Below are 23,137 nucleotides of genomic sequence, written 5' to 3'. Positions count from 1 at the left end.
ATCAGCCTCCTCGTCGCGAAGTCATCCCGGATGACCAGCGGGCCCGGGGACATCGCGAGGGAACTCGGGAGCGCTGCTATTTCTTGGCAGGCGCCGCCGGCGGGTTCGGATCCCTGGAGAAATTGCGGAAGACCATGTCCGGCGAAGAGGTATTGTGACGCGAGTGGGTCGTGCGGCCCATCCAGATATCGCTCGCCTTGCCGCCGCTGAAGGGCATCAGCAGTTCCTCGCGCCAGCCCTTGGCTCCGGGCTCGCGTATGGCGATGCGGGCGACGTCGTTGTTGAACTCGGTGACGTACATCGACCGCAGCGCCACAAAGGCCTTGCCGCCGGTAACCGGCTTGTCGAGCACGGCATCCAGCACCATGCGGTTCTCGTCGACACTGTCGAGCTTGAGCGTCGCAGCCGAGCCATCCTTGAAGTTCATCTTGAAGGAGGTCGTCTTCGGGTCGAACTCGATCTCCTTGATGTTCACCACCGGCCGTGCGCCATCCTGTTCGATCGGTCCGAACAGGAAGGATGAGCCGTAGGAGGAGAAGCCGAGATGTTGCGGCGGCATCGGCCGGGCGCGCCAGTAGCCGTCCTGCGGGTAGACCACGAGGACTTCATAGGATTTGTCCTTGCCGAGCTTCCAGAGCTGCACGAGATGCAGGCCCTTCTCGACCCGGTCTCCAACCTTGAAAGTGGTGTCCGACGGCCGCCAGAAGGTCGGGAAGGTGTAACCGACGAGCCAATAATCGATGCTCTCGTAGAAGGTGACCCGGCGCGGCGGTGTCGGCGCGGTGAAGACGGGGTCGCCGGTCATATCGCAGGCGGTCCAGTCTGCGTCCCAGTTATCGCGGACCAGCCCGGCGATATAGGCCGGATGTGCCGCCTCGATCTGGAACCGCCGCACTTCAGGCGAGATCGCCTTGATCGTGACGTTGTCCTTCTCGGCGCAAAGCACCGGCTCCGACTCGTTCTTCACCTCGACAGCGACATCGCCCGCAGCGTGCACCGGCGCGGCGAGAAGCAGGAGAGAGAGCGAGAGAGCGATTGGGCGGGCGAGGCTGAACATGACCATCCTTCGAAAACGGCTTTCGACGCCAGCATGGCGAAGGCCTGATGAATGCAAGCTGGCTGGTTCCCTCTTAGGGCGTGCGGGCAGCCGATGAAAGCATGCGCCTGCAGAGACGGAGGCTCAGCAGGCGGTCGTTTCAACCGATGACAGGCAGTGGTTCACGGCTGACTCGCGCCATCGGGGAACGCGTGCAAATACAACTTCTGCTGGCCGGAGCCCTGATGCTCCTCATCGGGCTGGTCCACTCCGTCCTCGGCGTCCTGGCGGCGACGAAGGGCAGGCATCCGGGCCGGCTCGTCTCCTTGCGGCAGCGGTGCTGGTCCGGCGGGGGGCCGGCAGTTTGAGCAATGCGACGATGCCCGCTGCTCAGCCCTGCAGGATAGCGTAGACATCGCCAGAGTTCGCCGAATGCGGCAAATCACGCAGGTAGCCGCCCATTGCTTCGGCGCTGGCCTCCTCGGAGAGTTCAAGGAACTGGCTTTCACCGAGTGCAACGTTGAAACGGTACGGCCCCATAGTCTCGAGCAGCGCGAGGCAGCCCTCAGCGACATCGCGCTGGATCGTGGTGAACTCGAACGAGATCACCGGCACCCGCCGCGAGAGCCCGGCAAGGACATTGGCCTCGAAACCCTCGACATCGATCTTGATGAAGGCGGGCTCGCCATAGCGCGAGATCAGAGCATCGAGCGTCGTGCAAGGCACCGTGATCTGGCGATCCCAGACCTGGTCTGCCCAGCCCTCGGCGCCGCGGGCGGCACCGACGAACTGCTCGGAGACGGTCGAGACGGTCGGATTCGCACTGTTGATCCTGAGCGTCACAGTACCGGCCCGGTCGCCGCAGGCGGCCTGTACCAGAGTGACATTCGGATCCCGACCGTGAATGAGGCGAATGGCGCGCGCCGGGCCGGGTTGCGGCTCCAGCGCAACAACCCGCGCACCGAGCCGACGGAAGGAGGAAATCCGGTCGCCGACATGGGCTCCGATATCGAAAGCGAGATCGCCGGGCTTCAGGAAACTTGCATAGAGCGCATCCATTGCCGCGTGGCGTTCGCGATCACGATGATAGACCCTGAGCGAGCGCGCAATCGCCTTGGCCGTACCCTTGGGATAGGTCACCCCCGTCACGCGTGCGTCTCCGCCTGGATGGCGACAAGTTCGGCCGGAGCATCGAAATCCTCAGGGATACCGCAGAGACCGCGGGCGACGAACCATTCGCCCAGCGCCGGTGCGGCGGTCAGCATGGCAAAGGGAATCGCCAGCACATAGCCGGCAGTCAGCGGCAGCGACCAGAGCAGCACCGCTGGCGACAAGATGGCGAGCGTAACGAAGATATAGAGCCCGAAAAGCAGATGCGGCCACAAACCTGCGAATGCCGTCGCAAAGGACAACGCGTGTGCGTCGCGCGACTGGCCGTTCCAGCCGATCTTCGCTCGCCCGAAGGCTAGGCCGATCATGAACAGCGTCGTGCGAAAGGTCGAGACCGCTCCCTGCAGGAAGGCAAAGACGATCTCGATCAGCGACGAGGCGATGAAACGGCCCGTGCCGCCGTAACGCTTCGTGCCTCCTCTGGTCAGCAGGATATCGGCAAAGCCCGCCAGCTTGGGCGAGAGATACATCGTGAAGAACATCACGTAGAGGAAAGCCGCGAGCCCCGCCGGGTATCCGGCGATATTGCCATCCTCGAGCACCTTCCAGGGCAGTAACGCGATCATCAGCGTCCAGGCGGGCAGGCCGAGGAACATCAGGATCGCCCAGACGAGCTGGAAGCGGCTCATCGGCTTCAGGCCCGGCAGATCGAGCAGCTTGAGATATTGCAGGTTGCCCAGGCACCAGCGCAGATCGCGCTTGGCGAATTCGAGCATGGTCGGGGGGTTCTCCTCCCAGCTTCCCATCTCCTCCGGCAGCACGCGCACCTCATAGCCGGCGCGGCGCATCAGGGTCGCCTCGACCTGATCATGGCTCATCACCGCCCCGCCCAGCGGCGGGCCGCCAGGCAGCACGGGCAGATGGCATTCATCGCGGAAGGGCGCGATCCGCACCATGGCGTTGTGCCCCCAGAACGGCCCGCACTCGCCGATCCACCAGGCCGAGCCCATCGTGTAAGGGCGCATGCCGTGACGCATGCCGAATTGGAAGATCCGAGCGAAGGCCGACCTGCTCGGCATGCCGACGACAAGGCTCTGCAGGATGCCGAGCCGCGGATGGGCCTGCATCATGCGGGTCAGCCTGACGATCGCCTCGCCCGACATCACGCTGTCGGCGTCGAGCGGCAGCATCAGCTCGTAGCGATCGCCCCAGCGCTCGCAGAATTCACGGACATTGCCGGCCTTGAAGCCGGCATTGTCGGTCCGGCGGCGATAGGTCACCCGGCCGCTCTCGCCGAGCTCGCTCGCCCACCCCTCGGCGAGCGCCTCCTCCGCAGCGGCGACACGAGGATCATTGCTGTCGGAGAGCACGAAATAGTCGTACCAGCCGCCCTGCCCTGTCGCGTCAAGGCTTTGCTTGACCACGCGCAGGCGACGGAAGGCCCGCGCGGGGTCCTCGTTGCGAAGGGTCATCAAGACTGCAGTGCGAACCGCCAACGGTGTCGCGACATCGCCGTCAGCGGCGAACGGCGCAACCTGCTCGCGCCCGTCCTCGACCCCATGCAGCAGCCAGAGCCCGATTGCAGCATTCCAGAAGCCGAGCACGGTCCAGGGAGCGCCGAACAGGAAGGCGACGAAGATCACCATATCGGCAAGCGTCCAGCCGCCCGCTCCCAGCACCCGCGACACCCCGAAGAGAAGGCCGGCGAGCGTGACGAGATTGAGCACGAGAACCAGCAGTCGGCGGGCCCGCAGCACGCCGATCGTCTGCAGCCCGGCGGGGGTCAGCCCCGGCAGCGCATCGCCTGCCTCTTGCGCCGCCGGCTGGAACGTGGTCGGAGCGGGGCGCTGGTTCATGGCGGTTTCCGTCATGCGATGGTGCAAGGCGAGGGTCTGCTCAACATGGCGCAGGAGCTAAAGCCGGCATTCGCAGCCGGCGCAAGTTCGACGGCGATGGGCCTCTGGTATGTGGCGCCGCGTGAATGCGCCCTGAACACCGTTACGGTGCCCCCGGTGGGACCGGGTGATTGCCTTGTTCGCACGCTCTGGAGCGGCATCAGCCGTGGCACCGAGCGCCTGGTATTCGAGGGGCGCGTGCCGCCGTCCGAGCACGAGCGCATGCGCGCGCCCTTCCAGGAAGGAGCGTTCCCGTTCCCGGTCAGATATGGCTATTGTGCCGTCGGGCTGGTTGAAGACGGGCCGGCCGATATCATTGGCAAGACGGTGTTCTGCCTCMATCCGCATCAGAGCCATTTCGTGGCGCCGCGCGAACGCCTAACGGTTGTGCCCGATGCCGTTCCTGCTCGCCGCGCGGTGCTCGCCGCCAATATGGAAACAGCGCTGAACGCGCATTGGGATGCCGCATCAGGTCCCGGCGACCGCATCGTCGTCGTCGGCGGCGGCGTGCTCGGCCTGCTGGTTGCCTGGATTGCGGCGCGGATGCCCGGTGCCGATGTGACCCTGGTCGATATCGACCCCGGCCGCGCGACGCTGGCGGAACAGCTCGGCTTCGGTTTCGCCCGGCCCGGCGCCGCCCCCGAGAACGCCGATCTCGTCTTCCATGCCAGCGCCTCGGCGCCAGGGCTTGCCACKGCGATAGCAGCGGCCGGTTTCGAGGCCCGCATCGTCGAGCTGAGCTGGTATGGCGAGGGCGTTGTGCCCGCCGCGCTCGGCGGCGCCTTCCATTCCAAGCGATTGCAGATCGTCTCCTCGCAGGTTGGGCAGGTCTCACCTTCGCGCCGTTCCCGATGGGACTACGCCAGGCGCGCCCAGGCCGCGATGGCCCTCCTCGCCGACGAACGTCTGGACGGGCTGATCACGCAGGAAATCCTCTTCGCCGACGCTCCGGCGCAGCTTCCCGGCGTGCTGTCAGCAGATTGGCGCGGGCTTGCGGCAGTGCTGCGCTATTGACCTGACACAGGCGCGTTGGCCAAGACAGGAGCCTGCCGACGCGCCGGCTCAAGGGAGTTGCAAATGTTTTCCGTCGAAGTCCGCGACCGCATCATGATCGGCCACTCGCTGCCCGATCCGTTCTTCGGCCCGGCGCAGAACATGCACGGCGCAACTTTCGTGGTCGATGTCGCCTTCTTCCGCGAGCGGCTTACGCGCCAGAATGTCGTGGTCGATATCGGCGCCGCGCTCGACGTGCTGAACAAGACGCTGAAGCCGTTGAACTATCAGAACCTCGATACGCTGCCGCAGTTTTCCGGCGTGCTCACCACCACCGAATTCCTCTGCAAATACATCTTCGACGCGATCGCTGGAGCCGCGAAGTCGGGGGCCCTCGGCGAGGACGGCGCCGGGCTGTCCCGCATCCGCGTCACCTTACATGAGACCGACCTCGCCCGCGCCAGCTATGAGGGCGCCCTCGCGTGAGCGAGATCGTCTTCGCGATCCCCGGCGAGATCGACCTGCCTACGGGCGGCTACGGCTATGATCGTCGCCTCCTGCGGGAATGGCGCGCGAACGGCGTCGCGGCGCGGCATCTCCCCCTCCCCGGTTCCTTCCCAAACCCKACGCCGCAGGCTCTCGACGAGACCCGGCGGCTGTTTCTGTCACAGCCTTCCGATCACGTCCTGCTGATCGACGGATTGGCCTATGGAGCCTTTCCGGAAAACATCGCAGCCGGCCTGGCCGGTCGCGTGGTCGCGCTGGTGCACCACCCCCTCGGCTTCGAAACCGGACTTGAAACGGAGCAGGCCCGAGCGCTGATTGCGCGCGAAACCGCCGCCCTGCGTCATGCGAGCGCCATCATCGTCACGAGTCCGGCGACCAAGCGCCTTCTGGTCTCCGATTTCGGAGTCCCCGCCGGGCGCATCGCAGTGGCGGAACCCGGCGTCGATCGGGCACCGCGTGCTGCCGGCGGGCGCCCGGACGAGCCGCTGCAACTGCTCGCGGTCGGGTCCCTCGTCCCGCGCAAAGGCTACGACATCCTGGTTGAGGCCTTGCGCCCGCTGCAGGGCCTTGCCTGGCGGCTCACGATCATCGGCGCAGCCGACCGTGCACCCGCGACAACGCTCGCGCTCAAGGCACAGATCGCGTCTTCCGGGCTTCAAGACCGGATCACGCTGGCGGGGGCCGTCGGCGAGGCCGAGCTGGCGCAGGCTTATGACAAGGCCGACACTTTCGTGATGCCCTCCCTCTTCGAGGGATATGGCATGGTGCTGACCGAAGCGATGGCGCGAGGCCTGCCGATCCTGTGCACCACCGGCGGCGCAGCAGCTGAAACAGTGCCGGATGCCGCCGCCATCAAGGTTGCTCCCGGCGATGCCGGCGCATTGACCAGGGCGTTGAGGGAGCTTCTGGCTCAACCGACTGGCAGAAAGCGCCTCGCCGATGCCTCCTGGGCCGCGGCCGAGACATTGCCTCGCTGGCAAGACACCGCGACGATCGTCGCCGAGACCTGCCGAAAGGTGTTTGCATGAGCGGCTTTTCTCCAGACTGGCTGGCMCTGCGCGAGCCGGCCGATCACTCGGCACGCAACCCGCAATTGCTTGCAGCCGTTGGCGCCCATTTCTCCAGCCGTCCATCGCTCACCATCGTCGATCTCGGCTGTGGCGCAGGCTCCAACCTACGCGGTACCTATTCCGCGCTACCCGCCCGGCAGCACTGGACGCTCGTCGATTTCGATGAGCGCCTGCTTGGCGTCGCTCGCGAGCGCCTCGCGGCCTGGGCCGATGACGTCCGCGAGCAGGGCGAGGAGCTCGTTCTGAGCAAGGGCGGCAAGACGATCACCGTCGATACCCGCAAGGCGGACCTGAACAAGGATCTCGAATGGGTCCTGGGCTGGCAGCCCGATCTGGTGACCGCCGCAGCCCTGTTCGACCTCACCTCGAAGCGATGGCTCGAACGCTTCGTCGCCGCACTCGTGAGCCAGAACGTCCCGCTTTACACGGTGCTGACCTATGACGGTCGCGAGCAGTGGCAGCCGAAACATGACGCCGACGCCAGGGTCCTGGCGGCCTTCCACCATCATCAGCACAGCGACAAAGGCTTTGGTCCAGCCGCTGGACCGGATGCTACGGAGGCGATGGCCGAGGCTTTCCGCAAATCCGGCTTCGCGGTTTCCACCGGCGAAAGTCCGTGGTTGATCGACGAGAGCCAGCGCGAATTGGCGGAGGCCCTGACCAAGGGCATCGCCGAGGCGGTCACCGAAACCGGCCATGTCGACCCCGCCACGGTCGCAGACTGGCTGGAGGCCAAGCGCGCGACCGTGTCCGGGCTCGTCGGCCATCAGGACCTCTGGGCCCGGCCCGTCTGAAGCGGGTCGGCTAGCGCGATCCCGGCCACATCCGCCGCAGCACACCGTCTTTACGGATGAAACGGTGATAGATCACGGCTGCGATATGCGCTGCGATCAGCAGGGCCATGCCGAGCGCCAGCCACCCGTGGATATTGAGCACCCTCTTCGCCATATCCTCGTTCGGCGCAGCGAGTGCCGGTAGATCGAACAGATCGAAGATCGTCAGCGCTGGAAAGAGCGACACACCGATCCAGCCCAGGATCGGCACGATGAGCAGCAGGCCGTAGAGCAGCCAATGCACCAGATGCGAACCGGCCTTGTGCCACCACAGCAGGGTCGGCTCGTCGGACGGGGCGCCATGCAGCAGGCGATAAGCCAGTCGCCCGGCCATCAGCCAGAGCAGCGTGAAGCCGATCAGCTTATGCGCGCTGTAKAGAGAATTGGTCAGTGCATCCCAGATATCCAGCGTCTTGCCGCGATAGGTCATCGCCAGGCCAAGCGGGATCATCACGAGGACGAGCGCAACGATCAGCCAGTGGAACCCCCGCGCGACCGGGCTGTAGATCTCTCCCATGCCCGATTTGGCGGCCTTGGCGTCGTGACTGATCACCCTGCTCTCCCATGGCTTCCTGTGATTGGGTATGCTGCTACCTTCGCCCATTCATCTCGCGTTCAATCTCACCTTCCTATACAGCTGGCGGCAACAGATTGGATGGCTGCTAAGTTCAGCCGACGTGAGGGTTTTGGCAACGGGAACCGTCTGCCCCCGGGAACGTTTCGAAACCGGGGTCAGTCGCGCATCCCTAGCGATTTCCTGATCGTAGAATAAACATTCCTCCGCCGCTCGCCGGTGCAATCTGACGGACAGTTCGATGCCCAAGTCGCCGATGTCTAGGTCGCGTACGCTCTTCGGCCGCTCGCAAGAAACCAGCCTCGTGACGGTCGATCGTGCGATCGCCGAATTCCGCGCCGCCCGACCGGTGCTCTTGCGCGATGGCGTCAATCTGGCTCTGGCTCTGTCCGCGGAGCTCGCGGACGCTGATCTGGCTCAGCGTCTAGACGAACTTGCCCGCGGCCGAGCGCACCTCATTCTCAGCGCAGCGCGTTTGCGCAGGCTCGGAGCCAAGGGCCGGAGCGAGACCGGCATCCTGGCGATGCCGACGCTCGATCTTGCCCGGATCGAAACCCTTGCCTTGAAGATCGACGCCAAGGTCGATGCGCCCGTTGCGCCAGCCGGCTCGCTCGACGAAGCCGCGATCGAGCTCGCCAGGCTTTCGCTGGTTTTGCCAGCGACGATCCATGTTCCGGTCGCAGCTGACGAGATCGCCGGAGAGCCGCTGGTCGAGGTCACCATTCAAGCGATCAACGCCTACCGGGGCGAACAGGTCGCATCGCTGGCGATCGTTGGGCGGGCGCCGGTGCCGCTGGAAGGTGCGCCGGAGACCGAGTTCGTCGTCTTCCGCGGCGGCGAGGGCCTGCGCGATCAGGTTGCGATCATCGTCGGCAAGCCGAATCTCGACACGGCCGTGCCCGTGCGCCTGCATTCAGCTTGCCTGACGGGTGATCTCTTCGGTTCGCTGAAATGCGACTGCGGCGACCAGCTGCGCGAGACCGTGCAGTGGATGGCAGAGAACGAGGGTGGCATTCTGCTCTATCTGGACCAGGAAGGCCGCGGCAACGGCATCTCCAACAAGATGCGCGCCTACCGCCTGCAGAGTCAGGGCTGGGATACCTATGACGCAGACGAGGTGCTCGGCTTCGACCTCGACCAGCGCCATTTCGATTTTGCCGCCACGATGCTGAAGCAGCTTGGCGTGACGAGCGTCACCGCCTTGACCAACAACCCGCTCAAGATCGGCGCGATCAAGGCTGCAGGCCTCGAGGTCGCCGCAACCCAGCGCGTGCTCGGCCGGCCGAACGTCCACAACGTCCGCTATCTCGCCTCCAAGCGGGACCGTGCCGGTCACTTCATCGACATGGACGCGTTGATGGCTCGCGCCGCCCCGACGGATTGATCGAGGCTGCAGCTTCGGGCAGAGCTCACTGATGTCCGAGCCCGGCACCGCCCCCCCTCCGGTTCCCTCGACACGCTGGCCGCTGGCCAGCGTGTTCTGCATCGTATTCTGCGCCTGGCTGGCTMTGTCCTGGCCCTGGCTTTCGGGAATCGTCACCATTCCCTGGGATGCAAAAGCGCATTTTCACCCACAGCTGCAATTCCTGGCGACGGCGCTGAACCGCGGCCTTTCTCCGTTTTGGACGCCCTATGTCTTTGCCGGATCGCCGCAGGTCGCCGACCCGCAATCCCTGATCTTTTCACCCCCCTTCGCGCTGATCGCGATCTTCAATCCGGCCCCGAGCTTTCGCTGGAGCGACGGCGCAGTGCTCGGCACCTTGCTGGCGGGCGCCCTCGCGGTTGTGCTGCTGTTTCGAGATCGCAACTGGCATCCGGCCGGTGCCGTCGTTGCAGCTCTCGCCTTCGCCTTCGGCGCCTCGGCAGCCTGGCGCATCCAACATATCGGGCAGGTGCTCAGTCTCGGCTACTTCGCCATAACGCTATTGCTGCTGTCGCGTGCGCTTGAACGCAGCTCGCTGATCTACGGCTTGGCAGCGGGCATCGTGGCCGGCTTCATGGTGCTTGGCCGCGATCAGGTCGCATTGCTCGGCGTCTATGTCCTGGCCGGGCTGGTGATCGCCGCCATTGCCATGGCCGACAGACCGCTGCGGGCCTTGCGCGCAAGCATCCTCCCGCTCCTCGCCGGGTCGCTCGGCGCCATCCTCGTCGCGACCGTTCCGATCCTGCTCACCGCCTTCCTGGCCCAGGAATCGAACCGTCCCGCCATCGATCTCATCGGTGCCGGAAAGGGTTCGTTGCACCCTGCATCCCTGCTCACCGGGCTGATCGCCAATCTTTATGGCGCGGCAGGGCCGCTCGAGAACTTCTGGGGGCCGCCGAGTCCTGCCTGGGAACAGCGGTTCGGACCGCTCGATCTCTATCTCGCCCGCAACATGGGCGAGCTCTATCTCGGCTTCCTGCCGATGCTGCTGATCCTGACCGTCGGACTGGTGCGTGGCGCGCTGCTGCGGCGTGAGATCATCGCGCTCGCCATCGCAACGCTGCTGGTGCTGGTCTACGCACTCGGTCGCTACACACCCGGTTTCCGGCTGATCTTCGAGGCGCTGCCCGGCGTGAGCTTCTACCGGCGGCCTGCCGACGCGCTCTTCATCCTGGGGGCGCTGCTTGCGATCCTCGGCGGCTATCTGACCCATCTCGTCATGACCGACACGGCGCCACGGACGCGGCTCTGGCAGGTGCTCGTCGAGGCCGCGCTCCTGGCCGGCGCCCTTGGGCTTGCCCTCTGGCTCGCCTGGACCGTCGGACGTGTCGGTGTCGCGACGATCCCGCTCGTCACGGCGCTGCTCTGCGCCCTCTTGAGCACGGGCGCGTTGGTTGCAGCACGCGGGCTCGCGCTGAGAGGGGCAACGCTGGCGGCCGCTGCCTTGCTGGCGGCGACGCTGACGGTGGATCTCTCCGTCAACAACGGTCCGAGCGAATCCACCGCCCTACCCTCGCAGAATTATGACGTCCTGCGCGCCGACAGCACGAACGAGACGATTGCTCTGCTCAAGCGTGAGACGGCCCGCACCGCCGCGCCGGACCGCCGCGACCGCATCGAGCTCGCGGGCATCGATTTCCACTGGCCCAACGCCAGTCTCGTCCATCAACTCGACAATACGCTCGGCTACAATCCCCTCAGGCTCGGTCTCTACAGCAAGGCCACGGGCGCGGGCGACCATGTCGCCTTGCCGGACCAACGCACGTTCTCGCCGCTGATGCCGGGTTACCGCTCACTGCTCGCCGACATGCTCGGCCTGCGTTTCATCGCGACCGGCGTCCCCGTCGAACAGATCGACAAGACCCTGAAGCCTGGCGACCTCGTTCAGATCGCCAGGACGCGTGATGCCTATGTCTACGAGAACCCGCGCGCCTTGCCGCGCGTGCTGCTTGTCGAGAAGGCCGAGCGGGCCGATTTCGGCGCGATCCTGGCAAGCGGCCAATGGCCGGCAGGTTTCGACCCGAGAACCACGGTCCTGCTGGAGAGGGCCCCGCCGCCCGTGCCCGCCGGGCCGGTTCAGCCCGGCTCGGTCCGCATCGTCGATTACGGCACCACCGAAGTCGCTCTCGAGGCGGATTCACCGCGCGGCGGCTATGTCGTGCTCAATGATGTCTGGCATCACTGGTGGCAGGTCGAAGTCGATGGCAAGCCAGCTCAGTTGCTTCGCGCCAATGTCCTGTTCCGGGCGGTCGCTGTGCCGCCAGGCCGATCGAAGATCCGCTTCGTCTTCCGCCCCTTCGAGGGGCTCTACGCCGATATCGGAGCCTGGCTGAAGGCGCAGCGGGCGCCTCCGGTCTGAAGCGCGCTCAGGCGAGCGCGGCCATGGCCGCGACAGGCATGGCCGGTTGCCCGGCCAGGACGCGGGTGACACCGGCCGGGTCGACCTCTCCATCCAGGATCGTCTCTTCGCGATGGATGCCGCCGGCGACGAAGAGGCTGTCGAAGCCCATCATGCGAGCCCCAGCGAGATCGGTCCGCACCGCATCGCCGATCACCAGAACCTTGTCGGTTTCGATCGCTCGGCCGCCCCGAGCCTCCCGGGCCGCAGCAAGCGCCAGGTCATAGGCCGGACGATGCGGCTTGCCGGCCCAGGCGACCGAACCGCCAAGTTCCTCGTAAATCGTCGCAAGCGCTCCGGCGCAGGGCAGCAGATCCTCGCCGACATGCACGACGAGATCGGGATTGCCGCAAATGAAGGGAAGCTTGCGCGCCGCCAAGCGCGTCAGCAGCGGACGGTAATCCTCTGGTGTCTCGCGCCGATAGTCGTTCAGCTCCGTCGCAACGACGAGCTCCGCCTGCGCTTCGTCGACGAGACTGACATCGAGGCCCGCAAACACGGCCCGGTCCGCCTGCCAGCCGATATGATAGATTTGCCGCGTCGGGCTCGCTGCGATGAGCGCCTTGGTCACATCGCCGGAGGTCACCAGCCGATCCCAGGCCTCGCGCGGAACGCGCTTGTCGTCGAGAACGCYGGCAATCTGCTCCGAGGGACCGGGCGCATTCGAGAGCAGCACGACTGCCCCGCCACGCTGCCGGAACTTGATCAACGCATCGCAAGCGGGTTCGAGGGCCCAGACACCGTCATGCACGACGCCCCAGACATCGCTGATGAGCACGTCATAGCCGGCGAGCAGATCGCCGGCCTGGCTCAGGATCGGAACGTCCATCTCAATCAAGCCCTTGCCTCAACGGCCATCCGCGCCTCGACATCGGCGCGCCTTGGCAGCGGCGCGACTGCGCCATAACCCAGCGTGGAAAGTGCCGCCGCGACATTGGCGTAGGCGGCAGCGACAAAGGGATCGCCCGTGCGCACATATTCTGCGAGGAAGGCCCCGTCATAGCAGTCGCCGGCTCCGGTCGCATCGATGGCGTCGACCTTGATCGGCACGAAGCGCTGACGCCGCTCCGGCGTCGCAACCAGCGAGCCCTCGTGGCCCAGCGTGAGCGCGACAATCCTTGCGCCAAGGCCGAGATAGAAATCCGCGATCGCATCCGGCTCGCTCAGGCCGGTCAACTGGGTCGCGTCGTCAAAGCCTGGCAGCACGATATCGGCCATGGCGCAGGCCGCATGGATGATCGCTCGCGCCCGGGTCAGCGGCCAGAGCTTCAGCCTCAGGTTGGTATCGTAGGCCGTGGTGACGCCGCTCGCACGAGCCGCGGCAAAGGCCTCGAATACCGCATCGCAGGCACTTGCCGAAATCGCCTGGCTGATCCCCGATGCCTGCACCACCTTGGCCGACCGAACCAAGTCGAGCGGCAGGTCGCGCGGTCCGCAGAGGCTCGCGGCCGACCCCGCACGCAGATACGAGAACACGTGCCCGTTCGGTCCGTGATCGACGAAATAGAGCCCGGTCGGCGCGGTCGGATGGGTCGTGACATGGCTGTCATCGACGTTTTCCCTGGCCCAGAGCTCACGGAAGGAGCGGCCTGCGMTGTCATCCCCCAAAGCGCCGGCATAGGCGACGCTGGCACCCTGCCGCGCCGCGGCGATCGCGCAATTCGAGGTGTCCCCGCCATGTCCGAAGCGGAACGAACCGGCCTCGCCGCGGGTCGCATTGAACTCGCCCAGCGGCTCGCCGATGCAGAGAATATCGAGTGTCTTATCCGTCACGGCACCGTCTCAGGCCAGAGCTGTTGGACGCGGCGAAAAGCCTGCGCGCCTTCCTAAAGCATCAAGCGCCCAAGGTGGAAACGGTTTTCCGCGGGATTGCGCGCTATTCCGCCGCTTCCCGGCTCGTCGGCGGCGCCAGGAGCTGATCGGCGATCCGCACGATCTCCTGCCGCAGGGCGGCATTGTCGCTCCGCGCAGCCGGATCATCGACGGGCTTCGCCTCGCGTCGCAACTGGGACAGTTCCTGCTTGGTGCGCGCAAGCTCGGCTCGCACCTGAGCCAGTGCCCCGTGCAGGGTCTGCGCTTCCGCATGCTCGGTTTCAAACCGGGCATCCCGAGCCCGCAACTCGTTCTGGGCCTGCGCGACCTCTTCGGCGGCCCGCTGTTTTCTGGACGCGTTCATGGATTTCTCCTGCGCCAACTCCGCTTCGAGTTCCTGCTTCATCCGCACCTGCTGGTCGCGCTCCTCCTCGACCTTGCGGGCGAGCGCCGCGAGACGACCAGCCTCCGCAGCCACCTCAACTGCTCCGGAATCCGCCGCCGCAAGGCCTGCCTCTGCTTGTACCGCGCGTGCGGCCAGGGCGTCGGCGCGCAGTCTTTCGCTATCCCGATCGGTCGTCATCGCCTTGAGCGCGGCCGTCGCCTGATCGACGGCGCGCCGGCTCGCCGCCAATTGGGCTGCGAGCTCGCCGCGCTCTCCCTCGATCACCATGATGCGCGTGCGGCCTTCGACCTGCGCAACGCGATGAGCATCGCCTTCCTGGCGGGATTGCGCGAGCTCGGCCTCACGCTCCGCAAGCAGTGCCTGGGTCTGCTCGAGCGTCGCGCGCAATTCTGCCAGCTCTCCGGTGCGTGCATCGAGATCGGAGCCAGTGCCACGTAACGCAAGCCTGGCCTCGTTCAGGCTGTGCTCCAATGCACCTAGATCATGGATCCGCTGTTCGATCGTACCACTGGCCAGCGCCGCCGCTGCGATTTCCCTGGCCAGCGCGTCGCGGGTTTCGGAGAGATCGGTGCGCGTGGCCGCCAGATCGCCCTCGAGCCCGCTGATGCGTTCTTCGCGGGCACCGAGCTCCCGTTCGAGCCGCCCGATCGCCATGTCGCGGCGGCCGAGCTCTTCCATCGCCCCAGCCCTTGCAGCGAACCCGCTTTCCGCCCGTTGCTCGAGAGCCCGCGCCTGCATCGCCAGTTCCGCCCGCAGATGGTCTCGATCGGCTGCGATCTCCGCCAGCGAGAGCGGGAACGCCGCCTCTGCCCGCTTGCGAGCCAGGCGGTCGGCCCGTCGGGCAAGCGCCGGCAATGCCGCCAGCGCCAGCAGAATGGCTGTCAGGAAGCCGAGCGTGACGAGCATGACGGCTTCGATCAATTCACCGGGCTCCGATCAGGAACGATTCCAAGAACGAAACCCTGCCATGACAACAGCGCCATGGCCAGCAAAACGAGCCCTCCCGGTCAGAACGGGTTCCAGGTCGCCTGCGGCGTGAACTTGAGATAGCCGAGATTGACGCCGAGCCGCCAGCCGACGCCGGTCCGGATCGGCACCAGCGTCACGCCCTCGGCTGCCATTGCAGTGAAGCCGAAGCCGCCGACAAAGTAGACCGAGCCGTCAATGCCGACGAAACGCTGGTAGAGCGCATCGACGACCGGCAGGTTGTAGACCAGCATCATGGTGCGAGCGCCTTCTCCGCCGAAGTCGAAGCCGACGGACGGGCCCTGCCAGAACACTTTCCGATCGCCGGCATTACGCGTGAACAGCGTGCCTTCGCCGAAGCGGAGGCCACCGACGAAGGCACCGGACGCCTCCTGGCCGAGAACATAGCCGTTGGGTTCGCCCMAGCGCCGGACCGCCTCCTCGATCGTCAGCGCAAGTCCGCGCGAGACATTGCCAAAGAACTGATGACCGGAGCTGACGAGCTCGGTCTGGGAAAAGGACTGCGGATTCTGGCTCTGCGCCAGGACCGGCAGGCTGCTCAGGCCAAGAGTGGCCGAGACAACCGCACCGGCCAGAAGAGAACGGCGAGTGAGATCCATTGAGGAAACTCCGGGCTAGGCGTCGCATCCCGGCCGGGTGGCCGGATGCGCGGCGGGGCACGGCATCACGCGAATGCGCGACAATTCAGTAACCAGTTTGATACGCCCCAAGAGTATCCAACCCGTGAAGATTGCGCGGAGGTGCTTCCCCGTCGTCACCCAGCAAAGGAATCTGTGATGAAGGCCGTAAAATGGCAGCGCTGGATTTCGATCGCAGTCGGCGTCCTCGCCCTTGCCATCGCGGTCCAGCCGGTGCTGGCCCAGCCGGCGGCGCTGCCCCATGGCCTTCCGGAATTGCCTGCAATTGGCGAGGAAATGCAGCGCGACAGCCGTTCCGGGCTGGCATTGGGCGGATACGACCCCGTTGCCTATCAGGCAGAAGGTCGCGCGGTTTCCGGTCGCCCGGACTATGAGCTGATCTATGATGGCGCAGTCTGGCGCTTCAGCACGGCCAGCAACCGCGAAGCCTTTCGTGATTCGCCCGGCGTCTACGAGCCAGCCTTTGCAGGCTTCGACCCGCTCGCGGTAGCCGATGGACGTGTCGTTGAGACCGACCCGCGTCGCTTCGCGATCATTGGTTCGCGGCTCTTCCTCTTTCGAAGCGAAGAGAATAGGCGCCGCTTCACCCAGGAAACCTCCCTGCGCCAACTTGCGGAATCCAACTGGCAGCGCGTCAGCCAGCAGATCGCTCGCTGAAGCGTCGGCCCGAAAAACGAATTGCGGTTTTCGGACAAGCCGATGCGACCATGGAAGGTTAGGAGACCGGATACGATTATCCGGTCCTGTGATCTAACCTACGGTACCCGTCTGGCCGACAAGCGTCAGTTCCTTCGCAAGTGCGATCGCGCGCCCCGCCAATCCCTCATTGCTGGCCGCCACGAAGGACGGGTTGCGATAGTGCCGCTCGGCGCCGCCATAGCGCAGCACATTGCCGTCGAGCTGCCGGACGACACCGCCGGCTGCGGTCAAAATCGCGTCGCCGGCGGCAATATCCCATTCCATCGTTGTTCCTCCGCGGACATGAAGATCGGCCTCGCCACTGGCGATCAGGCCGAATTTCACCGCCGAGGACATCGGCATCTGTTCACTCTTGCACATCGCGCTGAGAACGCTGCTGCTGAGCGCGTCTCCGTGAAAGCGGCTGACCAGCACGACTGGACCGGTCGCCGGAGTGGGGCGGGCGACGATGCGTTGCGCCGCACCGAGCGTTGAGCCATCCGGCGCGATGGCCTGCGCAAAAGCATCTTCCCCCGCAAACCAGAGCCGCCCGATCTCCGGCGCGGCGATCGCCCCCGCGATCGGCCGCGTGCCGCTGATGATGGCGATCGCGACACAGTAGCTGCCACCAGCCGCCAGGAATTCGCGCGTGCCATCCAGCGGGTCGAGCAGGATGAAAACGGGGGCAGGCTGAKCGGATTCGACACTCTCTTCGCTGATCACGGGGATATCCGGCAGCAGCCGCGCGAGGGCCGCCTTCGCGGCGTGATCGGCRGCGAGGTCAGCGGAACAGACGGGCGAACCGTCCGCCTTGCTCCRCACATCCCTTGCAGCGCGCATGACCAAAAGCACGGCGCCGCTGAGGCGCGCCGCCTCGGCCAGCTTCTCAGCCAGCGCATTGCGGTCGGAAAGGCGCGGATCATCGGGCGCTATCATGCGGATTGGGCGCCCATTCGCTGTTCTGCTGGCCAAAACACAGTTAACCACATGCAAACCAAGATCGCCTCATACCTTATCCTATCGGCGCTTCATTTGCCATGAGCGCGCCCCGAAACGCTGTTCCCAGGACATCTGCCATGACCGACATCTCGCTCGAGCCGCTCGATCTGGCTGCGCTTCTTTGCAGCCGGGTCTGCCATGACGTGATCAGCCCGGTCGGCGCCATCGTCAACGCGCTCGAGGTTCTGGAGGAAGACGATCCCTCGATGCGCGATTTCGCACTCGAGCTGATCAAGAAGAGCGCGCGCAGCGCCTCCGCCCGCCTGCAATTCGCCCGACTTGCCTTCGGCGCGGCGGGATCGGCAGGCGCGATGATCGACCTCGGCGATGCCGGCACGGTCGCGAATGGCTTCCTGAACGATGACAAGCTCTCGCTCGACTGGGAAGCCCCGCGCGCGTTGCTGCCGAAGAATCAGGTCAAGCTCGTGCTCAACCTGCTGATCCTCGCGACGCAGGCGGTGCCGCGCGGCGGACGCCTCGTCGCCCGCACCACCCTGGAGGGCGAGCAGGGCAGCTTCCATATCACCGCCACCGGTTCTCATGCCCGCATTCCGGCCCATGTCGAGGAACTGCTCGCCGGCCGCTCCGAGACGGGCACGATCGACGCCCACGCCGTGCAGCCGCTTTACGCCGGCATGGTCGCCCGCGCGGCCAATATGAAGGTCGCTTTCACCATCGACGGCGACACTGTGACGATCACGGCCGACAAGGCGGACTGAGCCATTTCGGCCGAGAGCGCAGGAACATCGCGCTTTCAGTCCTGTCTCAACCGATCATAAACCCTTCCGCTGCATAGATGGGCGCTGCATTGTTGCGTGGGTAATGGTCTTCGGCATGGACGAATTGCTCCAAGAGTTCCTTGGCGAGACTGGCGAGCATCTCGACACGGTCGACAGGGAGCTCGTGCGCTTCGAGCAGGAACCCAATAATCGCGATATCCTGCGCAACATCTTCCGGTTGGTTCATACCGTGAAGGGCACGTGCGGATTCATTGGCCTGCCGCGCCTCGAAGCCCTGACGCATGCGGCAGAATCCGTGATGGGCCAGTTCCGCGACGGCGCAACCGTGAATGCAATCGCGGTGACCGCGATTCTGGAAACCATCGACCGCATCAAGGAGATCATGGCGGAGCTGGCCGACAAGGGCCAGGAGCCAACCGGCAGCGACGAGGTCCTGATCCGCGAATTGCAGGCGCTGGCCGACCAGGCCAAGAAGGAGCTGGCACAGTCCCCTTCGGTCAACCCATCGGATCCGGTCGCCGCCTACCTGGCCCGGCACGCTCTGTCCGCGGCCGATGACGGCCTCGACCTCGTCTTCAAGAGCGCACCCGGACCGCAGCGCGGACCGGACGGGCGCATCGAAAGCGCGGCCCGCCACGATGCTGCCGCCGAAGACGCCTCCCCCCGCGAGAGCCGCTCGGCGGCCCCGGCGAGCCTGCGCGTCAATGTCGACACGATCGAGCATCTGATGACGATGGTCTCGGAGCTCGTGCTGACCCGCAACCAGTTGCTCGAAATCTCGCGTCGCCAGGATGACGCCGCGCTCAAGGCGCCGCTCCAGCGTCTGTCCCTGATCACCGCCGAACTGCAGGACGGGGTGATGAAGACCCGCATGCAGCCGATCGGCAATGCCTGGTCGAAGCTGCCGCGCATCGTGCGCGACCTCAGCGGCGAACTCGGAAAGCGCATCGAGCTCGTCACCGAAGGCGCCGATACCGAGCTCGACCGGCAGATCCTCGACCTGATCAAGGACCCCTTGATCCATATGGTGCGCAACTGCGCCGATCACGCGATCGAGCCACCTGCCGATCGTGTCGCCGCCGGCAAACCGGCCCACGGCACCATTCGCCTCGCCGCCTATCACGAGGGCGGATCGGTCACCATCTCCATCTCGGACGATGGGCGCGGCCTCGACTTCGAGCGCATTCGCCGCAAGGCACTGCAGCAAGGTCTTGCCCATGAGGGCGAGATCGAGCGCATGAGCGAAGCGCAGCTCAGCCGCCTGATATTTCATCCCGGTTTCTCGACCGCGGAGAATGTCACCGCGATCTCCGGGCGCGGCGTTGGCATGGACGTGGTCAAGTCTAATATCGACGCCATTGGTGGGTTGATCGACATCGCCAGCACGGTGGGCGCCGGCACCACATTGACCATCAAGATCCCGCTCACCCTCGCTATCGTCGCAGCCCTCATCGTGGCCTGCGGCGAACAGCGCTTCGCCATCCCCCAGATCGTCGTGCGCGAGCTCGTCCGCGTGAAGGCCGGGGCCGATCACCGCGTCGAGCAGATCAACGGCACACCTGTCCTGCGGCTGCGTGGCCGATTGCTGCCGATCATCGCACTTGCCGGGTTGCTGAACGCCGGTCCCGCGGCAGCCGAAGACGGGTTCATCGTGGTGACACAGATCGGCGAACGTCAGTTCGGCATTCTGGTCGACACCGTGTTCCACACCGAGGAAATCGTCGTCAAACCGATGTCGACGAAGCTGCGTCACATCCCGATCTTCTCCGGCAACACCATCCTAGGCGATGGCGCGGTCGTGTTGATCGTCGACCCCAATGGCGTCGCCAGCCTCGTCGGAGCGACGACCTCTGCCGATGCCCCCGAGCAGAACGCGGCCAGCGGCCACTCCCCTGTCGGTGAGCGAACGACCATGCTGGTGTTTCGCGCCGGTGCCGACAGCCTGAAAGCCGTGCCGCTCTCGCTCGTCACACGCCTGGAAGAGGTCGAGGCAGAGCGGTTCGAGATCAGCGGCGGGCGCGTGCTGTTGAACTATCGCGGCCGTCTGATGCCGATCATCCCCGTCGGCGAGACACAGGTGAAGAGCAAGGGCCTGCAGGCACTCGTCATCATCGCGGAAGGCGAGCTGACCATGGGCCTCGCCGTCGATGCGATCGTCGACATCGTTGACGAGGTTCTCGATGTCGAGTTGCAGGCCATGCTCGACCAGGGTGCCGTCGGGTCGGCGATCATCAGGGGGCGCGCCACCGAGATCCTCGATCTGGCGCACTACCTGCCCAAGGGCGATCCGAACTGGTTGCGGGCCAGCCGCCGCGAAGGCGTGTCCAGCAGCGCGCATGTCCTGATGGTCGAGCCTTCCGAATTCCTGCGCGAAATGCTGGCCCCCGTCCTGAAGGCCGCGGGACTTCGCGTCACACTGGCCGCCGATATCGCCAGCGCCCGCCAGCATGTCGTCGCCRGCGGRCTCAACGGCGTGCTGATCGACCTCGACCGCTACACCGAAGCAGCGCTCGGCTTTGCGGCCGAACTGCGTGACGGCGAAGACGGCGATGCATTCCGGATCCTCGGCATGACGACCTTCGCCACCCCGGAGCTCTATGCACTCGCAACGCAGGCGCGCATGGACGCCATCGTTGCGAAATTCGATCGCCGTGCCTTGCTCGCCGAGCTGGCGGACAACCGCTCCAGACTGAGGCAGGCGGCATGAACTCAAAGCAGAGCAACGCACGTCCCGCCCCTGACGCGACGGGCTTCACGGAATCCCTCGACTACGTCACCGTGACCATTGGCGAGCAGTTGCTCGGGCTCCCGATCGGCCGCGTGCAGGACGTCTTCAATACCAGCCGCATCACGCCGGTGCCGCTGGCCCCGCCCGAAATCATCGGCCTGCTCAACCTGCGCGGGCGCGTGGTGACCGCACTCTGCCTGCGCAAGCGGCTCGGCCGGGAGCCCCTTTTGGGCGCAGCCACGGAGTTGGTTGCGGTGGGGATCGATCATGGTGGAGAGGCCTACGCGCTGATCGTCGACGCGGTCGGCGAGGTGATCCGTCTCGATCACTCCACGCTGGAGCCCGTGCCGGTCCATCTCGACCGCGCCTGGGCCTCCCTGGCAGCCGGCGTTCACCGCCTCGAAGACCGCCTTCTCGTCGTGCTCGACATCGACGCAGTGCTGAAGATCGACCTGCCTTTGGCTGCCTGAGCCGCGGCCCGCCCATTCTGGAGAATGACCATGAAATATTGCCTCGTCGTCGATGACTCAGCGGTGATCCGCAAGGTCGCACGCCGCATTCTCGAGGGTCTCCAGTTCCGAATCGCAGAAGCCGAGGACGGCGCCCGGGCGATCGATGCCTGCAAGGGCGAGATGCCGGACGCTGTGCTGCTGGATTGGAACATGCCGATCATGGACGGCTATGATTTCCTGCGCACCCTGCKGCAGATGCCAGGCGGCAAACGGCCCAAGGTCGTCTTCTGCACGACCGAGAACGACATTGCCCATATCGCGCGCGCCATGCACGCCGGCGCCGACGAATACATCATGAAGCCGTTCGACAAGGAGATCGTCGCCTCCAAATTCCATCAGGTCGGCCTGCTTTGACACGTCGCGCCGCGGCCCGTGCCGTCGCGGCCTATTTCTCGGCGGGTCATTGGTGGCCCACCCAGCCAGCCCTGCACTCGACGCACAGGGGTCGTGCCGAATGATGAGCCCTCGCTCATCCAGCCATGGCAGAACAGCCATACGTCCGAAGACCGTCGTCATCGCCGACGACTCCGTCGTCGTGCGCGGGCTGTTCGCACGCTGGCTCGGCGAGAGCGGCCAGTTTCACGTCGTCGCGGTGGCAGGCGACGGTGAGATGGCCGTGGAGCATGCCACGCGCTACCACCCCGATATCATGGTCCTCGACCTCGACATGCCCGGCCTCGACGGTCTTGCAGCACTGCCCCAGATCGTCAGGGAGAGCCCGAAGACTGCCGTCCTGCTGGCCACGACGCTGACGGAACGCAATGCCCGGCTCGCCCTGCAGGGCATGACCATGGGCGCCATGGACGTGCTGCCCAAGCCCGAAAGTCGCGCCGGCATGACGCTGTCGCTGGATTTCCGGAGCGAATTCCTGCTCAAGCTCAGCAGCATCGCACAATCCTCGCACGAGGCGTTGCTGCCTTTCAGCGAAGTCCCGCCTGAGCCGGGTCTGCCGAGCGGCATCATGGATCTCAGGCCGCTGATCTCGATGATGCCGCGCTACCTCGTCATCGGCGCCTCGACAGGCGGCCCCCGCGCCGTGGCCAAGGTCCTCACMGATATTGGCGATGGCCTCCAGGACCTGACGACGCTCGTCGTCCAGCATATGCCTCCGCTTTTTACGGCGTCCTTCGCGGAACAGCTCTCCGGACAGATCGGTGTCAGGGCACGCGAGCCTTTCGATGGCGAAAGACTGAGCAGGGGCACGGTCTATATCGCGCCGGGAGGACGCCATCTCGGCATCGATCGCAGGCTCGGCCATATCGTCGCGAGCATCGGCGACGGGCCGCCGGTACGCTTCTGCAGACCCGCCGTCGATGTGCTCTTCAGCGAAGCTGCCAATCACCTCGGTCCGGCCGCGCTCGGCCTGGTGATGACCGGGATGGGCAGTGACGGCACGGATGGCGCGGGCGCGTTGCGCCGCGCCGGCGCCGCCGTAATCGCACAGGATGAAACGTCGAGCACGATCTGGGGCATGCCAGGCTCCGTCGTGCGCGCCCGCCATGCCAGCACCGTTGTCGCGCTCGACGGCATCGGCCCCGCCATTCGTGCGCTGGTGCGTGGAGGATCCTCGGCATGACGGAGGCCGATTTCGACTTCCTGCGCACGCTGCTGCACCTGCGCTCGGGTCTCTCTCTCAGCACCGAGAAGCGCTACCTCGTCGAGAGCCGGCTCGGCATCCTCTGCCGAAAGCGAAATATCGCGGGGCTCAGTCCGCTTGTGCAGCGCCTCAGGCTCGAAGGCGACCGCGGCCTGGAGAATGCCGTCGTCGAGGCGATGACCACCAACGAGACCCTGTTCT

The 23,137-nt window shown here is 65.6% G+C and carries 21 protein-coding genes and 1 pseudogene; 13 read left to right on the top strand and 9 right to left on the bottom strand.

The genetic code is table 11. The features are described from left to right. Window positions 1–76: 76 nt before the first annotated feature. The 3 genes from AC1DJT_RS13280 to mdoH form a co-directional block, all read right to left on the bottom strand. Window positions 77–1,057 (bottom strand): hypothetical protein, encoded by a 981-nt coding sequence (locus AC1DJT_RS13280; RefSeq protein ID WP_441505160.1) that lies wholly within the window; start codon window positions 1,055–1,057, stop codon window positions 77–79. A 369-nt stretch (window positions 1,058–1,426) separates the two neighbouring features. Then, window positions 1,427–2,185, bottom strand: coding sequence for an FkbM family methyltransferase (locus tag AC1DJT_RS13275; protein ID WP_476831835.1), 759 nt, complete (start codon window positions 2,183–2,185; stop codon window positions 1,427–1,429). Next, window positions 2,182–4,002 (bottom strand): glucans biosynthesis glucosyltransferase MdoH, encoded by a 1,821-nt coding sequence (gene mdoH, locus AC1DJT_RS13270; protein ID WP_441505158.1) that lies wholly within the window; start codon window positions 4,000–4,002, stop codon window positions 2,182–2,184. The genes AC1DJT_RS13275 and mdoH overlap by 4 nt, the downstream gene beginning before the upstream one ends. Window positions 4,003–4,047: 45 nt before the next feature. Between mdoH and AC1DJT_RS13265 the strand changes: the two genes are divergently transcribed. From AC1DJT_RS13265 to AC1DJT_RS13250, 4 genes are all read left to right on the top strand, one after another. Next, on the top strand, window positions 4,048–5,055 hold the full coding sequence (locus tag AC1DJT_RS13265; protein WP_476834213.1) for a zinc-dependent alcohol dehydrogenase: 1,008 nt from the start codon (window positions 4,048–4,050) through the stop codon (window positions 5,053–5,055). Between the two features lie 63 nt (window positions 5,056–5,118). After that, a complete protein-coding gene (locus AC1DJT_RS13260) occupies window positions 5,119–5,520 on the top strand; it encodes a 6-pyruvoyl trahydropterin synthase family protein (protein WP_113510869.1) in 402 nt (133 codons plus the stop codon). Beyond that, entirely contained in the window at window positions 5,517–6,569 is a 1,053-nt protein-coding gene (locus AC1DJT_RS13255) for a glycosyltransferase family 4 protein (RefSeq protein ID WP_476768074.1), read from the top strand. Before AC1DJT_RS13260 ends, AC1DJT_RS13255 begins: the two co-directional genes overlap by 4 nt. After that, complete coding sequence (locus AC1DJT_RS13250; RefSeq protein WP_441505155.1) at window positions 6,566–7,405, top strand: SAM-dependent methyltransferase; 840 nt, start codon at window positions 6,566–6,568, stop codon at window positions 7,403–7,405. Before AC1DJT_RS13255 ends, AC1DJT_RS13250 begins: the two co-directional genes overlap by 4 nt. A 10-nt stretch (window positions 7,406–7,415) precedes the next feature. Here the strand turns inward: AC1DJT_RS13250 and AC1DJT_RS13245 are convergent, their stop codons facing one another. Then, a complete protein-coding gene (locus tag AC1DJT_RS13245; protein ID WP_441505154.1) occupies window positions 7,416–7,997 on the bottom strand; it encodes a cytochrome b in 582 nt (193 codons plus the stop codon). 277 nt (window positions 7,998–8,274) lie between these two features. Between AC1DJT_RS13245 and ribA the strand changes: the two genes are divergently transcribed. Then, window positions 8,275–9,402 carry a GTP cyclohydrolase II RibA gene (gene ribA, locus AC1DJT_RS13240; protein ID WP_476768076.1) on the top strand — a complete coding sequence of 376 codons (1,128 nt, stop codon included), beginning with the start codon at window positions 8,275–8,277 and terminating at the stop codon, window positions 9,400–9,402. Window positions 9,403–9,433: 31 nt separating this feature from the next. Then, window positions 9,434–11,800 carry a glycosyltransferase family protein gene (locus tag AC1DJT_RS13235; RefSeq protein WP_476834212.1) on the top strand — a complete coding sequence of 789 codons (2,367 nt, stop codon included), beginning with the start codon at window positions 9,434–9,436 and terminating at the stop codon, window positions 11,798–11,800. 7 nt (window positions 11,801–11,807) lie between these two features. On the opposite strand, the gene AC1DJT_RS13230 is transcribed toward AC1DJT_RS13235, so the two are convergent. The 4 genes from AC1DJT_RS13230 to AC1DJT_RS13215 all read right to left on the bottom strand — a co-directional run bounded on the left by AC1DJT_RS13230 (window position 11,808) and on the right by AC1DJT_RS13215 (window position 15,643). Then, window positions 11,808–12,668, bottom strand: a complete 861-nt coding sequence (locus tag AC1DJT_RS13230; protein WP_476834211.1) for a TIGR01459 family HAD-type hydrolase — start codon at window positions 12,666–12,668, stop codon at window positions 11,808–11,810. A gap of 5 nt (window positions 12,669–12,673) precedes the next feature. Then, window positions 12,674–13,612: a sugar kinase gene (locus tag AC1DJT_RS13225; protein ID WP_476834210.1), complete on the bottom strand. Its 939-nt coding sequence runs from the start codon at window positions 13,610–13,612 to the stop codon at window positions 12,674–12,676. A 103-nt stretch (window positions 13,613–13,715) separates the two neighbouring features. Next, on the bottom strand, window positions 13,716–14,978 hold the full coding sequence (locus AC1DJT_RS13220) for a hypothetical protein (RefSeq protein WP_476834209.1): 1,263 nt from the start codon (window positions 14,976–14,978) through the stop codon (window positions 13,716–13,718). Between the two features lie 86 nt (window positions 14,979–15,064). Further along, window positions 15,065–15,643, bottom strand: a complete 579-nt coding sequence (locus AC1DJT_RS13215) for a DUF1134 domain-containing protein (protein ID WP_476834208.1) — start codon at window positions 15,641–15,643, stop codon at window positions 15,065–15,067. Window positions 15,644–15,688: 45 nt separating this feature from the next. On the opposite strand from AC1DJT_RS13215, the gene AC1DJT_RS13210 reads away from it, so the two are divergent. Beyond that, window positions 15,689–16,339 (top strand): YHS domain-containing (seleno)protein, encoded by a 651-nt coding sequence (locus tag AC1DJT_RS13210; RefSeq protein ID WP_476768080.1) that lies wholly within the window; start codon window positions 15,689–15,691, stop codon window positions 16,337–16,339. Between the two features lie 93 nt (window positions 16,340–16,432). Here AC1DJT_RS13210 and AC1DJT_RS13205 read toward each other — a convergent pair whose 3' ends face one another. Further along, entirely contained in the window at window positions 16,433–17,296 is an 864-nt protein-coding gene (locus tag AC1DJT_RS13205) for a 3'(2'),5'-bisphosphate nucleotidase CysQ family protein (RefSeq protein WP_476834207.1), read from the bottom strand. A gap of 140 nt (window positions 17,297–17,436) precedes the next feature. On the opposite strand from AC1DJT_RS13205, the gene chpT reads away from it, so the two are divergent. From chpT to AC1DJT_RS13175, 6 genes and pseudogenes are all read left to right on the top strand, one after another. Then, entirely contained in the window at window positions 17,437–18,078 is a 642-nt protein-coding gene (gene chpT, locus AC1DJT_RS13200; RefSeq protein ID WP_476768082.1) for a histidine phosphotransferase ChpT, read from the top strand. Window positions 18,079–18,193: 115 nt separating this feature from the next. Continuing rightward, on the top strand, window positions 18,194–20,806 hold the full coding sequence (locus AC1DJT_RS13195; RefSeq protein ID WP_476834206.1) for a hybrid sensor histidine kinase/response regulator: 2,613 nt from the start codon (window positions 18,194–18,196) through the stop codon (window positions 20,804–20,806). Continuing rightward, window positions 20,803–21,297 (top strand): chemotaxis protein CheW, encoded by a 495-nt coding sequence (locus tag AC1DJT_RS13190; protein WP_476768084.1) that lies wholly within the window; start codon window positions 20,803–20,805, stop codon window positions 21,295–21,297. The genes AC1DJT_RS13195 and AC1DJT_RS13190 overlap by 4 nt, the downstream gene beginning before the upstream one ends. Before the next feature lie 30 nt (window positions 21,298–21,327). After that, window positions 21,328–21,693, top strand: coding sequence for a response regulator (locus tag AC1DJT_RS13185; RefSeq protein WP_476834205.1), 366 nt, complete (start codon window positions 21,328–21,330; stop codon window positions 21,691–21,693). A 103-nt stretch (window positions 21,694–21,796) separates the two neighbouring features. Then, complete coding sequence (gene cheB, locus AC1DJT_RS13180) at window positions 21,797–22,915, top strand: chemotaxis-specific protein-glutamate methyltransferase CheB (RefSeq protein ID WP_476768085.1); 1,119 nt, start codon at window positions 21,797–21,799, stop codon at window positions 22,913–22,915. Further along, a pseudogene (locus tag AC1DJT_RS13175) lies at window positions 22,912–23,137 on the top strand (chemotaxis protein CheR); the annotation flags it as partial. The gene cheB and the pseudogene AC1DJT_RS13175, both read left to right, overlap by 4 nt.

The organism is Allobosea sp. 05T422_2 (assembly GCF_056396265.1).
Note: the sequence above shows the minus strand (reverse complement) of the source record. Positions and strands in the feature narration are given on the sequence as shown.

Bases quoted from the DNA above. Each gene is read 5' to 3' on its own strand.
- mdoH (WP_441505158.1), bottom strand. From the start codon at position 4,002: ATGAACCAGCGCCCCGCTCCGACCACGTTCCAGCCGGCGGCGCAAGAG.
- chpT (WP_476768082.1), top strand. From the start codon at position 17,437: ATGACCGACATCTCGCTCGAGCCGCTCGATCTGGCTGCGCTTCTTTGC.
- AC1DJT_RS13260 (WP_113510869.1), top strand. From the start codon at position 5,119: ATGTTTTCCGTCGAAGTCCGCGACCGCATCATGATCGGCCACTCGCTG.
- AC1DJT_RS13190 (WP_476768084.1), top strand. From the start codon at position 20,803: ATGAACTCAAAGCAGAGCAACGCACGTCCCGCCCCTGACGCGACGGGC.
- ribA (WP_476768076.1), top strand. From the start codon at position 8,275: ATGTCTAGGTCGCGTACGCTCTTCGGCCGCTCGCAAGAAACCAGCCTC.
- AC1DJT_RS13280 (WP_441505160.1), bottom strand. From the start codon at position 1,057: ATGTTCAGCCTCGCCCGCCCAATCGCTCTCTCGCTCTCTCTCCTGCTT.
- AC1DJT_RS13210 (WP_476768080.1), top strand. From the start codon at position 15,689: ATGCGCGGCGGGGCACGGCATCACGCGAATGCGCGACAATTCAGTAAC.